At 34.6% G+C, this 15,616-nt stretch carries 15 protein-coding genes; 13 read left to right on the top strand and 2 right to left on the bottom strand.

Features of this window, described 5'->3' with window-relative positions:
* Positions 1–13: 13 nt before the first annotated feature.
* From sufD to CWS01_RS11455, 8 genes are all read left to right on the top strand, one after another.
* Complete coding sequence (gene sufD / locus CWS01_RS11420; RefSeq protein ID WP_101177328.1) at positions 14–1,321, top strand: Fe-S cluster assembly protein SufD; 1,308 nt, start codon at positions 14–16, stop codon at positions 1,319–1,321.
* Complete coding sequence (locus CWS01_RS11425; protein ID WP_101177329.1) at positions 1,321–2,550, top strand: cysteine desulfurase; 1,230 nt, start codon at positions 1,321–1,323, stop codon at positions 2,548–2,550. Before sufD ends, CWS01_RS11425 begins: the two co-directional genes overlap by 1 nt.
* On the top strand, positions 2,540–2,971 hold the full coding sequence (gene sufU, locus CWS01_RS11430) for a Fe-S cluster assembly sulfur transfer protein SufU (protein ID WP_101177330.1): 432 nt from the start codon (positions 2,540–2,542) through the stop codon (positions 2,969–2,971). Before CWS01_RS11425 ends, sufU begins: the two co-directional genes overlap by 11 nt.
* Positions 2,972–3,041: 70 nt before the next feature.
* Complete coding sequence (sufB, locus tag CWS01_RS11435; RefSeq protein ID WP_101177331.1) at positions 3,042–4,439, top strand: Fe-S cluster assembly protein SufB; 1,398 nt, start codon at positions 3,042–3,044, stop codon at positions 4,437–4,439.
* Between the two features lie 208 nt (positions 4,440–4,647).
* Positions 4,648–5,493 (top strand): DUF72 domain-containing protein, encoded by an 846-nt coding sequence (locus tag CWS01_RS11440; RefSeq protein ID WP_101177332.1) that lies wholly within the window; start codon positions 4,648–4,650, stop codon positions 5,491–5,493.
* Between the two features lie 334 nt (positions 5,494–5,827).
* On the top strand, positions 5,828–7,246 hold the full coding sequence (locus CWS01_RS11445; RefSeq protein ID WP_328588909.1) for a bifunctional metallophosphatase/5'-nucleotidase: 1,419 nt from the start codon (positions 5,828–5,830) through the stop codon (positions 7,244–7,246).
* Positions 7,247–7,354: 108 nt separating this feature from the next.
* Positions 7,355–7,657, top strand: a complete 303-nt coding sequence (locus tag CWS01_RS11450) for a YunC family protein (protein WP_101177333.1) — start codon at positions 7,355–7,357, stop codon at positions 7,655–7,657.
* A 477-nt stretch (positions 7,658–8,134) separates the two neighbouring features.
* Positions 8,135–9,220 (top strand): HD-GYP domain-containing protein, encoded by a 1,086-nt coding sequence (locus CWS01_RS11455; RefSeq protein WP_101177334.1) that lies wholly within the window; start codon positions 8,135–8,137, stop codon positions 9,218–9,220.
* A 92-nt stretch (positions 9,221–9,312) separates the two neighbouring features.
* Here the strand turns inward: CWS01_RS11455 and CWS01_RS11460 are convergent, their stop codons facing one another.
* Entirely contained in the window at positions 9,313–10,302 is a 990-nt protein-coding gene (locus CWS01_RS11460; protein ID WP_407938560.1) for a M23 family metallopeptidase, read from the bottom strand.
* A gap of 272 nt (positions 10,303–10,574) precedes the next feature.
* Between CWS01_RS11460 and lipA the strand changes: the two genes are divergently transcribed.
* The 5 genes from lipA (at position 10,575) to CWS01_RS11485 (ending at position 14,937) form a co-directional block, all read left to right on the top strand.
* Positions 10,575–11,489 carry a lipoyl synthase gene (gene lipA, locus CWS01_RS11465; protein ID WP_101177335.1) on the top strand — a complete coding sequence of 305 codons (915 nt, stop codon included), beginning with the start codon at positions 10,575–10,577 and terminating at the stop codon, positions 11,487–11,489.
* A 397-nt stretch (positions 11,490–11,886) separates the two neighbouring features.
* On the top strand, positions 11,887–12,168 hold the full coding sequence (locus CWS01_RS11470; RefSeq protein WP_101177336.1) for a YutD family protein: 282 nt from the start codon (positions 11,887–11,889) through the stop codon (positions 12,166–12,168).
* 233 nt (positions 12,169–12,401) lie between these two features.
* Complete coding sequence (locus CWS01_RS11475) at positions 12,402–13,541, top strand: EAL domain-containing protein (RefSeq protein ID WP_235852033.1); 1,140 nt, start codon at positions 12,402–12,404, stop codon at positions 13,539–13,541.
* A gap of 26 nt (positions 13,542–13,567) precedes the next feature.
* Positions 13,568–14,005: a DUF86 domain-containing protein gene (locus tag CWS01_RS11480; RefSeq protein ID WP_101177338.1), complete on the top strand. Its 438-nt coding sequence runs from the start codon at positions 13,568–13,570 to the stop codon at positions 14,003–14,005.
* A gap of 155 nt (positions 14,006–14,160) precedes the next feature.
* Positions 14,161–14,937, top strand: coding sequence for a TIGR01457 family HAD-type hydrolase (locus CWS01_RS11485; protein WP_101177339.1), 777 nt, complete (start codon positions 14,161–14,163; stop codon positions 14,935–14,937).
* 62 nt (positions 14,938–14,999) lie between these two features.
* On the opposite strand, the gene CWS01_RS11490 is transcribed toward CWS01_RS11485, so the two are convergent.
* The gene (locus CWS01_RS11490; RefSeq protein WP_101177340.1) at positions 15,000–15,497 is read right to left on the bottom strand and encodes a phosphatidylglycerophosphatase A family protein; all 498 of its coding nucleotides are present in this window, start codon (positions 15,495–15,497) and stop codon (positions 15,000–15,002) included.
* Positions 15,498–15,616: the final 119 nt, after the last annotated feature.

Here is a 15,616-nt window from a genome sequence, read left to right on the forward strand (position 1 = left end):
TAGGGGGATCGACATGACAACGGAAATCAAATTACCATTTGATCAGGAATATATTACTTCCTTTTCAAAAGATATGGGCGAACCAGCTTGGTTAACAGAAGTACGTGTGAAGGCTTTGGAAAAAGCTGAAGACCTTCCAATGCCAAGACCGGATAAAACGAAAATTACTAATTGGAATTTAACTCAAATTGAAAAACATATTGTTAGCAGTGAAGATTTCTCTGATGTTAATGAACTGCCGGAAGAAGTAAAGGCGCTTATTGATTTAGAAAAAAATAAGACATTATACATTCAAAGAAATAACCGCCCGACTTTTTTAGCTGTGTCGAATGAGTTAAAAGAAAAGGGAGTAATATTCACTGATATTTTTACAGCTGCAAGAGAATACAGTGATTTTGTGCAAAAATATTTTATGAAAGATGCAGTAAGTGTTGATGAACATAAATTAACAGCATTGCATGCTGCATTATTAAACGGCGGTGTATTCTTATACGTTCCAAAGAATGTAGAATTAGAAGAACCGATACAGGCAATTTTCTTGCATGATGATAAAGAAACAAATCTTTTCAATCATGTATTAGTTGTTGCTGAAGATAATAGCTCTGTAGTATATGTAGAGAATTATGTATCTACTGTAGATCCGGAAAATGCTGTATTTAATATCGTGACAGAAGTTATTGCGAATGCAAATGCAAAAGTTCAATATGGTGCTGTAGACAACTTGGCTAAAGGTGTTACAACATATGTAAATCGCCGCGGTATCGCTCATAGAGATGCAAAAATTGAATGGGCATTAGGTTTTATGAATGATGGCAACACTATTTCTGAAAACACTACAAATCTAATTGGCGATGGCTCGTATGGCGATACAAAGTCAGTTGTTGTTGGAAGAGGAGAACAAAAACAAAACTTTACAACAAAAGTTGTCCACTTCGGCAAAAATTCAGAAGGTTATATTTTAAAACATGGTGTCATGAAAGAAAGTGCTTCTTCTATCTTTAATGGAATTGGCAAAATAGAACATGGTGCTACAAAAGCAAATGCTGAACAAGAGTCTCGTGTTCTTATGCTAAGTGAAAAAGCAAGAGGGGATGCAAATCCGATTCTTTTAATTGATGAAGATGATGTAACAGCCGGACATGCTGCATCTGTTGGACGTGTAGATCCATTGCAATTGTATTATCTAATGAGCCGCGGTATTCCAAAACATGAAGCAGAAAGATTAGTTATTCATGGATTCCTTGCACCAGTTGTAGAACAACTTCCTATTGAAGGAGTTAAAAAACAATTGGTTGAGGTAATTGAAAGGAAAGTAAAATAATGAATATCCAAGATGTTCGTCAATACTTCCCTATATTAAATCAAGAAGTCAACGGTCATCCTTTGGTATATCTCGATAGTGCCGCTACATCTCAAAAACCAGTTCAAGTAATAGAAACACTGGATAAATATTATCGAGAATATAATTCAAACGTTCATCGTGGTGTTCATACATTAGGAACAAAAGCGACAGACGCATATGAAGGTGCAAGAGATAAAGTAAAGAATTTTATTAATGCAAAAACTATGGAAGAGATCATTTTTACAAGAGGTACAACTACCGCTTTAAATACGGTTGCCCAAAGTTATGCAATGGCTAATTTATCGGAGGGAGATGAAATAATCATCTCTCCGATGGAACATCATAGCAATATTATTCCATGGCAGCAAGTAGCGAAAAAAACAGGTGCTGTATTAAAATATTTCCCATTGCAAAAAGATGGTACAATTTCTATTGCTGATGTGGAAGCAACGGTTACCTCTTCTACAAAGCTTGTATCTATTACTTATGTTTCCAATGTTCTAGGAGTAATTAATCCAATTAAAGAGATTGCAGCAATTGCTCATAAAAATGGAGCAGTATTAGTAGTAGATGCAGCACAGGGAGCACCGCATATGAAAGTGGATGTTCAAGATATCGACTGTGACTTTCTTGGATTTTCAGGACATAAAATGTGCGGTCCAACAGGCATTGGCGTCTTGTACGGAAAAAAAGAATTGCTTGAAAATATGGAGCCTATTGAGTTTGGCGGAGAAATGATTGATTTTGTTGGATTATATGAATCAACATGGAAAGAGCTTCCTTGGAAGTTTGAAGCTGGAACACCAATTATTGCGAATGCTATTGGATTAGGCGCTGCCATTGATTTTCTTCAAGAAGTTGGATTAGATAATATTATTGAACATGAACATAAAATGGCAGCATATGCAATGGAGAAAATGTCAAATATAAATGGTTTAACCATCTATGGACCACAAGATGCCAAAAATCGTGCAGGTGTGATTACATTTAATATAGAAGATGTTCATCCACATGACGTTGCTACAGTCTTAGATGCTGAGGGCATTGCTGTTCGTGCAGGGCATCATTGTGCACAACCATTAATGAAATGGCTTAATGTATCTGCAACTGCAAGAGCCAGTTTCTACCTATATAATTCTGAAGACGAAATTGATAAACTAGTTGAAGGAATTAGTAAAACAAAGGAGTATTTTAGCGATGTCTTTTAACAATTTAGATACACTTTATAGAAGTGTGATTATGGACCATTATAAAAATCCTCGCAATAAGGGTGTTTTAGAGGGCAGTCTAACGGTTAATATGAACAATCCCACATGTGGAGATCGCATCTTACTTACAATGCAGGTAGAAGAAGGAAAAGTGAAAGATACAAAGTTTGAAGGCGAGGGCTGCTCGATCAGCATGTCTTCTGCTTCCATGATGACACAAGCAATTAAAGGGAAAACAGTAGAGGAAGCATTAACGCTTTCCAAAACATTTTCCGATATGATCCAAGGAAAAGATTATAGCGATGATATAGATTTAGGAGATATTGAAGCACTGCAAGGTGTTTGCAAATTTCCAGCAAGAATTAAATGTGCAACATTAGCATGGAAAGCGATGGAAAAAGGAGTTAACGAAGGAATCTAATTCTAGTAAGTTAGTAAATCCTTTTTGCTTAAATTTGTTAATAATTGCATGTAGAATGGAGGAAAATGAAATGGCAAAAAAAGCGCCTGAAATTGGGGATTATAAATATGGGTTCTCGGATAAAGACGTTTCTATCTTTCGTTCTAAACGTGGTTTAACGAAAGAGATTGTAGAAGAAATTTCAAAAATGAAGGAAGAACCACAATGGATGTTAGACTTTCGTTTAAAGTCATTAGAGCATTTTTATAAAATGCCAATGCCACAGTGGGGTGGAGATTTAGCTTCATTAAATTTTGATGAAATTACTTATTATGTAAAACCTTCTGAGAAAACAGAAAAATCTTGGGATGAAGTTCCAGAGGAAATTAAACAAACCTTTGATAAATTAGGTATACCAGAAGCAGAGCAAAAATATTTAGCTGGTGTATCCGCTCAATATGAATCTGAAGTTGTTTATCATAATATGCAAGAAGATTTGGAAGCAATGGGAATTGTTTTCAAAGATACGGATTCTGCTTTAAAAGAAAATGAAGATATCTTTAAAGAGCATTGGGCAACTGTTATACCGCCAACGGATAATAAGTTTTCAGCGCTTAACTCGGCTGTTTGGTCTGGGGGCTCATTTATCTACGTGCCAAAAGGGATAAAAGTAGATACGCCATTGCAAGCATATTTCCGCATTAACTCGGAAAATATGGGGCAATTTGAAAGAACATTAATAATTGTTGATGAAGGAGCACATGTTCACTATGTAGAAGGCTGTACAGCTCCAGTTTATACAACTAACTCTCTTCATAGTGCTGTTGTTGAAATCATCATCAAAAAAGATGCATATTGCCGTTATACTACCATTCAAAACTGGGCAAATAACGTTTATAACCTAGTTACAAAACGTGCTGTCTGTGATGCAAATGCAACAATGGAATGGATCGATGGAAATATTGGATCTAAATTAACAATGAAGTATCCTGCCGTTATTCTTAAAGGAGAAGGCGCAAGAGGAATGACATTATCTATCGCTCTAGCTGGAAAAGGACAACATCAAGATGCTGGCGCAAAAATGATTCATTTAGCTCCAAATACATCTTCCACAATTGTTTCGAAATCTATTTCTAAACAAGGCGGTAAAGTTACGTATCGTGGAATTGTTCACTTTGGACGCAAAGCAGATGGAGCTCGCGCTAACATCGAATGCGATACATTGATTATGGATAATAAATCAACTTCTGATACTATTCCATATAATGAAATTTTAAATGACAATATTTCATTAGAACATGAAGCGAAAGTTTCTAAAGTTTCTGAAGAACAATTATTTTATTTAATGAGCAGAGGTATTTCAGAAGAAGAAGCAACTGAGATGATCGTAATGGGATTCATTGAACCATTTACAAAAGAATTACCAATGGAATATGCAGTAGAAATGAACCGTCTGATTAAGTTCGAGATGGAAGGTTCTATCGGTTAATTCATTCAAAAACGCATCCTATTAGGATGTGTTTTTTTTGTGCGTGTAGGAACGATAAGATATTTGTAAATTTAGAAATTAGAAATGGCTTTAAAAAGTAGTTATTTAAGGTGATTATGTTATGATAATAAGAAGAAAATAGCTAGGGTAGTAAATAGTATTAAACGTAATTATACATACTGGCAATTCCTTTAGAAGGTGATATTATTTGATAAATATTGGTTTAACTGGTTGGGGAGATCATGACAGTTTATATAGAGATAGGACTTCCTCGCGCAATAAGCTAGTTGAATATGCAGCGCATTTTCCTATTGTGGAAGTGGATGCTTCCTTTTATGCTGTCCAGCCGAAAAAAAATGGCGAAAAGTGGGTTAGAGAAACACCTGCAGATTTTCGTTTTATTGTGAAGGCGTATCAAGGGATGACCGGCCACCAAAGAGGAGAGCTGCCATTTTCTACAATGGAAGAAATGTTTGCAGCCTTTATAACATCGTTAGAGCCTTATCAAAAGGAAAATAAATTAAGCATGGTTTTATTTCAGTTTCCCCCTTGGTTTGATTGTATAAAAGAAAATGTTCTATATTTGAGAACTTGCAAGAAATTAATGGGCGATATTCCTTGTGCATTAGAGTTTCGACATCAATCTTGGTTTATTCCAAAATTCAGGGGGAAAACGCTGCAGTTTATGAAGACTGAAGGGTGGATTCATAGTATTTGTGATGAACCACAAGCTGGAACAGGATCCATTCCAACTATTATTGAACCATCTAATGAAGAAAATGTTTTAATACGTTTCCATGGAAGAAACGTGCATGGCTGGCAGCAAAAAAATAATCCTAAATGGCGAGAAGTTCGTTATTTATATAAATATAATCAAAAGGAATTAGAAGAGTGGAGAGCGCATATAAACTATTTACATAGTATTTGCAAAAATATATTTGTTGTATTTAATAACAATTCTGGTGGAGATGCTGCAGATAATGCACTACAATTAATTAAGCTATTAAATATTGAATATAAAAACTTGGCACCAAGGCAATTAGATTTGTTTTAATAAAAGGCTGTTTTCGTAAACTTTGTTGCTACTAAAGGAGTAGGTTGATGTCCGTTGCAGGATGCTTGCTTTCCGTGGGGCGGGCGGTGAGCCTCCTCAGGCTACGCCCTGCTGGGTCTCACCTGTCCTGCTAATCCCATAGGAGTCTTGCACCTTTCACTCCAATCAACCTGTTTTAACAACGGGTTTACTCATGGAAACGATCTGAAAAACAACAATCTTTTAGAAAATAGCCTTAAAATAACAATCCTTTAGAAAAATAGCTTAATAAAATAGGCTGAAACTTGGAATTTAATGTTAAATAAAACTTCAACTAATGGAAGTTTCACTTTGTATGGCCTTACTTAATGGAAGAAATCAGCTAAACTGTTATTTGACTTTATTACTTATCGAAAAGGAAGGCGAAAGAATGGAAGTTATCCATATATATCATACGAATGATCTACATAGTCATTTTGAAAATTGGCCGAAAATTTCCGCACTTTTACGAGAAAGAAAACAATGGCATATTGCTGCAGGGGATTCGGTTTATTTTTTTGATATTGGGGATCACTTGGATTTATGGCATCCCTACACAGAAGCTACAAAAGGGAAAATTAATACACAATTATTAAATAATGAACATTATACGGCAGTGACGATAGGGAATAATGAAGGAATTACACTGCCATATGAAGCACTGGATCATTTATATGAAGACGCAACATTTGATGTTATTTTAGCTAATTTGTATAAAGAAAATGGGGAACGTCCAAGTTGGCTAAACCCTTCTCAAATATATACAACTAACGAGGGGACAACAATTGGTGTTATCGGTTTAACTGCATATTTTGATCATTTATATGAATTGTTGGGATGGCAATTGACGGATCCTTTTTATGAATTGGAAAAAGTACTTCTTCAATTAAGAAGTAAAGTAGATATTGTTATAGTATTATCTCATTTAGGCATTAATGAAGATGAAGAAATGGCAGCACGTTTTCCAGAAATTGATGTGATTTTGGGAGCGCATACCCATCACATTCTTCATCAAGGCAAAGTGATAAAAAATAGTCTTTTAGGTGCCGCAGGTAAATTTGGACAATTTATTGGTCATATTATTCTAACGGTAGATACATCTACCAAAAAGGTAATAGAAAAAAGTGCCCAATTATATGATACCAGTAAGCTTCCCGCTGTTCAGGGCGAAGATAATTTTGTCGACCAATTATATAAAGAAGGAAAAAAAGCTTTATCATCTCAAGTAACAACTTTAGGCAAGCCATGGTCTAAAAAAGAGTTGGCATTATTTTTATGCCAAGAAATAAAAACATGGTGTAATGCTGATTGTTCTATTATCAATGAAGGAATCATTTTAGATGAATTAAAAGGAGGGCCTGTTTCCTACTTTGATTTATTAACGATTTGTCCACATCCGATTAATCCATGTAAAGTAACACTAACAGGTGCTGAATTAAAAGAAATCCTTATTGATATGCAAAATGAAAAATGGGAGCATCTTCAAGTAAAAGGACTTGGTTTTAGAGGAACTTTGTTAGGAAAAATGATTTGCCGAGGAATAGAAGCAAAAACAATGGGAGAACGAACAGATTTTTATATTCAGGATAAAGAACTGGTTGCTGATGCAGCATATACAGTGGCTCTTCCAGATATGTTTACTTTCGGTAATTTTTTTCCTGCTATATATCGTGCCAAAGAAAAACAATATTTTTTACCTGAATTTATGAGAAATATATTAGCAGAAACATTATAAGAAGGCATTTAATATCAGATGGTTTTTTTCCGGTGGCTACAGTTAAGAAAATACACGATTTCTCTCCTCCATGAATATACTAGTAGGAAAAGAGGGGAGTGACTTGTAATGGTAGAGGTATTTCCTATAACGATAGAAGATAAAATATTTATTGGCATAAGTGTACAATTACCAAAAACCAACTTGCTTGTTGTTAAAAGTGAAATAGGGTATATTATGTGCGGCGCACTAGACATAGCATTGTTAAATAAAAAATTAAAAGATAGAAAAATCATTGCTGGAAGAGCAGTTGGAGTAAAAACCATTCAGCAATTATTAGACGCCCCGTTAGAATCAGTAACAGCGGAAGCAGAAAATTATGGTGTTTACGCAGGTATGATTGGAAAAGAAGCATTATTGAAAATGATTTAAAGCTATATGTTAAAATAAAGTTTATGTTAATGAAATAGTGTTCTTTAACAAAACTAACATAATAGAAATCAGATAGAGGTTGTTTTCTATCTGATTCCTATTTAATCGATAGCGCTTCAGAAATTCTTTTGTTAGTTTTTTCTTTGCATACATAGAATGTATATACATAAACGGATGAAACAAATTATATTAATAGGCTTTAATGTCCACTGATTAGGTCATTGTTTTGCTCCTGTTTAAAGGCTCTTACTGAAAAAAGCAGGAGAAGTCAGGGGGAATCTTAGCTGATCAAAAGCCCCATATAAAAGAACAAAGACTATAGTAACCGCGTTCTGTGGAAACGTCCGTATGACCTATATCCTATCTTTTCTTAGGCTACAAACAGTGGCGGATATAGAGAATTCCTACTGTTTGTAGTTTCGTTTTATCGGTATAATCTTTTTTACGTATATATCTTAAATGGAATGGGAGCTTTAAATGAGATTAATCGGAACAAAGTATATTAATGAAGGAGTAAAATTAGCAAAGCCAATACTGAATGATCATGGACTAGTTCTAATTAATAGCGGCATAGAGCTTGACAGCAACAGAATCAAACGATTAATGGAGCTTGACATTTCTTATTTATACATAGAGGATGAAAGAACAAATGATATTTATCCTAATCCAGTCATATCAGAGAAACTAAAAAAAGAAGCAATGCAAACAATTGAGAAGAATTTTAATGAAATAAAAAATGCGGTGACTATACAAAAGCCGATTGTGATGGAAAAGGCTGTGTCAACATTTAAAACCTTGATTGGCAATGTATTAGATGAACTTCAAACAAATAAAGAATTATTTGCATTGATGTCCGAAGTGTTTTTATATGATAATTATATTTTTTCACATAGCTTAAATGTTACTATTTATTCATTGGCGTTAGGCATTGAATTGAAATTATCACGTAAAGAATTAGAAATCCTCGGCTTAGGGGCCATTTTACATGATGTAGGAAAAATGGATATTCCGTTAGATATTTTGATGAAGCCAGGAAAATTGACACAAGAAGAATATGAAATCATCAAGTGGCATGCCGAAACCGGTTTTCAAATGCTAAGAAAAGTACATACAATGCCTTTATTAGTTGCCCATTGTGCTTATCAGCATCATGAAAGATTAAATGGTTCTGGTTATCCTCGGGGGATAACTGGTGATACTATCCATCTTTATGGAAAAATTATTGCAGTCGCAGATGTATTTGATGCCATTACATCCAACCGTGTATATAGACAAGCTATGCTGCCACATGAGGCTTTAGAAATTCTGTATACTGGTATTAATACACTGTATGATGCAAAAATTGTTCAAGCATTTAAAAAGTCCATTGTATTATATCCAACCGGTTTAAGTGTGACACTAAGCAATGGGGAAAAAGGAATCGTCTGCCGACAAAACAAGGGATTAAATGAAAGGCCAATCATTCGTGTGTTAGAGAAAAATGGGTCAAAGGTTGTACCATATGAATTGGACTTAAAAGTTAATCTTTCTATTACTATTACTGGCTGTGAAACGGTTTTATAAAGGCAAGAGAAAAAGATATTTGTTTTGAATGGAAAAAATAGATTATTGGTTCAATCGCTATTTTAAGCATAGCGAAGCCAATAATCTATTTTTTATTTTTGCTGCCGCCGCAGTCTCTCCTGCTGTTCCCATAATCTTAAATGGGCATATGGATCAAATGACCATTCTGTGTAGCCATTATCTTTATACATCCCATAATGCAAATGTGGCGGAAACTTTCCAGATGTGCCGGGGGGACCATAACCAGAACTTCCGACCCCGCCAATTAACATTCCAGGTTCTACAATGGAACCGACCTTTAAATCTTTTGAGAAGCCACTTAAATGAGCGAAGTAATGATAATTATTATTTATATCTCTAATCCCAATACGCCATCCCCCATAGCGGTTCCAGCCTTTCATTTCGATGATGCCGTAGGAGGTAGCCCTCACAGGAACACTATAATCCGCAAAAATATCTGTACCTTCGTGGATGCGTTTCCCCCCCCATCCTCTAGCATCGCCCCAAGTGCTGCGATAACTATGATTGCTGCTTAATGGAACAGGGAAGGCGTGAGAATCAAGATTCAATCTTCCAAAATGGCGATAAATAGCTGCTTTGCCCATAATAATTCCTACGGTTTTATCCCGTTTATAATAATTCCATAAGCCAATTTTAAAGTTATCCTTATCTACTCCATATTGAAGGATATAATCGACAAATGTAGCAAGAACATCTTCATCATTTAATCTTTCTGCTTTGCCGTCTCCATTGCCATCTATACCAAATCCGCCAAACAATTCAATTGTAATCGGATTTGTATCATCATAATCTGGATTAATAATGCCAGACCATTTTTCTTTAGAGAAATAAATGCCTGTCAAGCCATTTGCTTTAGGCAAATCTCTTCTTGCAGAACGAATATTTCGTTCATATTGATCAACAGCTGCTATATAATACCAAGGCAGTTGAGATACTGCCTCCACTTTTTTATATAAAGCTAAACGGTTGTTATATATATTCTCTTGGTTCATGGCAGCAGATACAGGTACAGTTGGAAATGAGCATATCAAAACTGCCAAGAGTATGATTAATTTATACAAATGGAGACTCCTCCTTTCTACAGCATTGTTCTCTTATTTTGCCGAGAAAAAAGAAAAATCATTAATATCAATTAATGGTAATTATAAAACCTTCAGCTTGTAGCAAACATGCCATTGTGTTAAAGTGACAAAAGAAGAATATAGAGTAGAATTCATTGTATATTATACATATTCTCACTTATAGCTGTGTTATAGTATAGTCGCCGGATTATATAAAAGCAGTGTTTAGCAATAGGAAAATGAAATTTATAGGCTAGGAGATGAATCACAGTATGTCAGATAGAAAAGATGAATACTTGCGTAAACCGGAATGGTTAAAAATAAAATTAAATACAAATGAAAACTATACAGGCTTAAAAAAAATGATGAAAGAAAAAAACCTTCATACTGTATGTGAGGAAGCAAAATGCCCCAATATTCATGAGTGCTGGGCTGTAAGAAGAACAGCAACTTTTATGATTTTAGGGGATATTTGTACAAGAGCATGCAGATTTTGTGCTGTTAAAACAGGCTTGCCTACTGAGTTGGACTGGCAAGAGCCAGAAAGAGTAGCTGACTCTGTATTTAGTATGAATTTAAAACATGTGGTTATTACAGCAGTTGCAAGAGATGATTTAAAAGATGGCGGTGCAGCAGTATTTGCAGAAACAGTTCGAGCAATTAGAAGAAAAAGCCCTTTTACTAGCATCGAAGTTCTGCCGTCTGATATGGGTGGAGTGGAAGAGAACTTACAAATATTAATGGATGCAAAGCCAGATATTTTGAACCATAATATTGAAACAGTAGAACGTTTAACACCGAGAGTACGTGCTAGAGCTAAATATGACAGATCATTAGAGTTCTTAAGAAGAGCAAAAGAAATGTCCCCAAATACTCCTACAAAATCTAGTTTAATGATTGGTTTAGGAGAAACAAAAGAAGAAATCATTGCTACGATGGATGATTTAAGAAAAAATAATGTAGATATTATGACAATCGGCCAATATTTACAGCCAACTAAAAAACATTTAAAAGTACAAAAGTATTATCATCCAGATGAATTTAAGGAATTGAAAGAAATTGCGTTAAGCAAAGGATTTAGCCATTGTGAAGCTGGACCTTTAGTTCGCTCTTCTTATCATGCGGATGAACAAGTAAATGAAGCAAAGAAAAACCAAATGCGCCTAGAACAAGCAAAAGAAGCTTAAAGAAAAGGCTCTTTTGATGGTTTCTATAACAAAAGGGAAAGGGTAGTTTTACTATTCTTTCCCTTTTCATATTGTCAAAAAAGTTGTGCAGTAAAATTTTAGGCTGAATGGAACGTTTGACTATCGAGGAACCCCCCTTTTCGAGGAGCGGAGTTACCGTTTTTGGGGTAATGAGTACCGCAGAAAAGGGGAGTGACGAAGAGAGCAAGCGTTTTTCAACAGCTTGAACAGGGAAAGAAATAAAGCAAATTCTGTTTTCATCTCTATGTAATTATTCAGTAAAAGGTTATAATGGAAAGGAAAAATAAAATAATCAAAATAGTGATCAGTGGATTAGAGAGTGTGCATCCTGCATAGATCAATACATAGAAAATGACAAAAAGCGGAGGTGACAGATTTGATTTGCATAAATAATTATTGTTATGAACTAGTGGAGGAAACAAAAGCTGGATATAACGAGGAGGCATTTAAAAATCGATATAGTGAAATTTTGACAAAATATGATTATATAGTAGGGGATTGGGGCTACGGGCAACTTCGACTGCGAGGTTTTTTTGATGACCAAAATCAAAAATCAAGCTTTGACACAAAAATAAGCACTTTAACAGAATACTTATATGAATACTGTAATTTTGGCTGTGCTTATTTTGTTGTAAAAAAAGTAAAAAAAGGAAAATAAATTTCATAAGCAAAGTAGTTTTATGAAAAAATGGTGTAATCGCTTGGGGAATGCGGAGGCTTGAGAGGAATGAAGTCATGGTCAAAAATTATAATAAAAAAATAACTAAGCTGATCAATTGGAGTAAGCTTTTTTTTCCGACAGTTTGTTTAAAATACTTCCCGCCGAATTTTATTATCAGGAACCCAATAACGAAGAGCGTTAAGTCTGCAATAAAAAAGGGGGATGAAGTGATGGTAATTGTCTATCATATAGATAATTACGATGAAATGAAACAGCAGTTAAGTTCACCTGACTTTCAGAAGTATATAACTGAACTTAAACGAACCTTTCAAGAAGTAGTCCAAAGCGTGCTAAGCACAGAAAACGTGTTATCATTACATGATTTTTTTTCAGAAAATTTCACCTTATTAGTGCGAGTTGATTATAGGTCGGAAACTAGCGAAAATGTGGAAAAAGCCATATGGCAAATAGCAGATAATGTACAAACATCATTAAAAGAAAAACACCAAATAATCAATATGAGTCTAAATACAGGCTATGCATTTATAGAGAAGAACAATGGCTTTTTGCAAGAAACGATTGTTAAAGCACACCAAATAGCTTTTTTGATGGCAGTAGAACGTCAAGCGTTTAAATATGATGAAATGGCTAACAAAATCAAAAAAATTATTGTAAATAAAGAAATACGTGTGCTAGCACAGCCTATACTAGATATGGAAACAAAAGAGGTGCGTGCATGTGAAATGTTGACAAGAGGCCCTTGTGGAACTTCTTTGGAAAGCCCCTTGCGTTTGTTTTCTATAGCCAAACAAATGAAATGTTTATATGATTTAGAAATGATTGTTTTAGATAAAACATTAGAGCAAATAAAATCTACCACATGGAAGCAGGATATATTTATCAATTTTACTCCACTTACAATTGGAAATCATCGCTTTGTCCGTGAATTAATGAAAAAAATGAAAAAGTACAAAGAGATTACTCCTAAAAGAATCACAATAGAAGTGACAGAAAGGGAATCGATAGAGGGGCTGCAATATTTTATTCCTAACTTAAGATCTTTGCGAGAAATGGGCTTTCGTATTGCGGTTGATGATACAGGTTCAGGTTATGCCAGCTTGCATTCTATCAATGAAATTATGCCGGATATCATTAAAATTGATCGTTCTGTTATCCAGAATATTGATAAGTCCTCTGTAAAAGAATCCATGTTGAAAGGAATACTCTTAATCGCCAAAGAAATAGGTTCCATAGTGGTTGCAGAAGGAATTGAAAATGAGGAAGAAGCATTGGTCCTTTCCCGCTATAATATAGACTTGGCACAAGGGTATTTTTATGGAAGACCGGCTAGCTTAAATAGAAGCATATAAGCAGATAAAGGGGGAGAATAGACAGCATGTATTTTGTAGATCGCAAGAAAATCGAAGCGCAATTATGCTATCTAGATAATCAAATTATTTTATTAGAGAATCAATCTAATTGGAATACATTAATGGAGAAAGCTGCTTTAGAAAGAATAACACATATGATGCTAGAGGTTGTTCTTGATGTGGGAAACAGCATGATAGATGGATTTATAATGAGAGATCCTGGCAGTTATGAAGACATTGTTGATATCCTTGAAGATGAAAAAGTGTATTCTAAAAGAATCGCAACAGAATTAAAACAGCTTTTATTATATCGAAAAAAACTAGTTCATGATTATTTGAATATTGACCATCAGGAACTTTACGATACTTTTTTTACAAGAGTGCAAGCATTAAAAGAATTTATTGTGGCAATTCATGATTATTTATTAAATGAGCTAGGGCCTGTAACAGCATTTAAAAATTAAGCTAAAGATCTTATCTATGTGAATTTTTAATAAAGGTTAAGTAAACGAATAGGGCTGATAGAAAGATTTTAGATTTATTTGTAAAAAATATTTTTAATGAGGCAAAAATCCACAGACTTCTTTAACTAAGCCTTAATAAAAAAGGAGTAAAATTGATGAAACGTTTTAAAGGATATTTAATTGATTTAGATGGAACTATGTATAGAGGAACAGAAGTTATTGCCGAGGCTCGGGATTTTGTAAAAAGATTGATATCCGCGAATATTCCCTATTTATATGTAACAAATAATTCAACAAAAACTCCAGAGGCTGTTGCGCAAAAACTGAGAGAGTTTGATATCCCAGCAAAAAAAGAAGATGTATTTACATCGGCTATGGCTGCTGCCAATTATATTTGGGATGAAAACAGTTCTGCAAAAGTATTTATGATTGGTGAAGAAGGTCTAAAAACCGCTTTATTAGATCAAAATCTCCATCTTGCTGCAGAAGATGAAACAGTTGATTATGTGGTAATTGGCATGGACCAGCATATTAATTATGAAAAATTAGCTGCTGCCTGTTTAGCTGTAAGAAAAGGAGCTTCTTATATTATTACAAATGGAGATACTGCTTTGCCTACAGAAAGAGGATTATTGCCTGGTAATGGCGCCTTATCGTCTGTAGTAACCGTTTCTACCCAAACAAAGCCCCTTGTTATTGGTAAACCAGAATCCATTATTGTCGATCAAGCGATTAAACTATTAGGTATAGATAAAAAGGATGTTGCTATGGTTGGCGATAATTATTATACAGATATATTAGCAGGTATTCATGCTGGAATTGAGACAATATTAGTACATACTGGTGTTACAACAAAAGAAGAGCTTATGATAATTGAAGAAAAGCCTAGTTTTATTGTGGATAGCTTAAGTGATTGGAAATTAATAAAATAATTGGCCTAGTTGACCCCAAAGAACAGTGGATATAAAAAATTTGGGGTCGAATTTTTTAGGCTCTATTCTTTTTCTCGAACGCGATGGGCCAGTCTGCTTGAAGCTGCCGCAGCAATTGCTCCTACAATATCATCCAAGAATGTATGGCACTTTCCTGTTGATTTATCATTTAATTTTTTTAGAATGCCAGGTTTTAGTTTATCGACATAACCATAATTGGTAAAACCAATAGAGCCATAAACATTTACAATGGAAAATGCCAGTACTTCATCCACTCCATAAAGCCCCTCATCCACTTCAATTATTGATTGTAATGGTTGTTCGAGCATTTTTTTTTCCGCTAGAACATCCAATTGTATACCCGTCAAAATAGCATTTTGAACTTCTCTTTTTGAAAGCACTCGTTCCACGTTCTCAATACAATCAGACATTTCCAAGTTAGTATGATACTTTTCCTGCAGTATATAGACAAGGTCAGCTATATCCCGTATCTCTACGCCTCTTTCATGCAGCCATTGTCTAGCTGTTTTTTCTGTTAGATCCATATCCTCAAATGTCATAGACTTCACCTTTTTCTTTTGTTGTAGGAACTTTTTATCTACTTGTGCTTATTAGTATATGTAAAAAAGTGCAATTTGCTATTAAATTTTTTTTTAGAGCATAGAAATAAAGTAAGTAA

It is taken from the genome of Niallia nealsonii, from assembly GCF_002835805.1.
Lineage (GTDB): Bacteria > Bacillota > Bacilli > Bacillales > Cytobacillaceae > Niallia > Niallia nealsonii.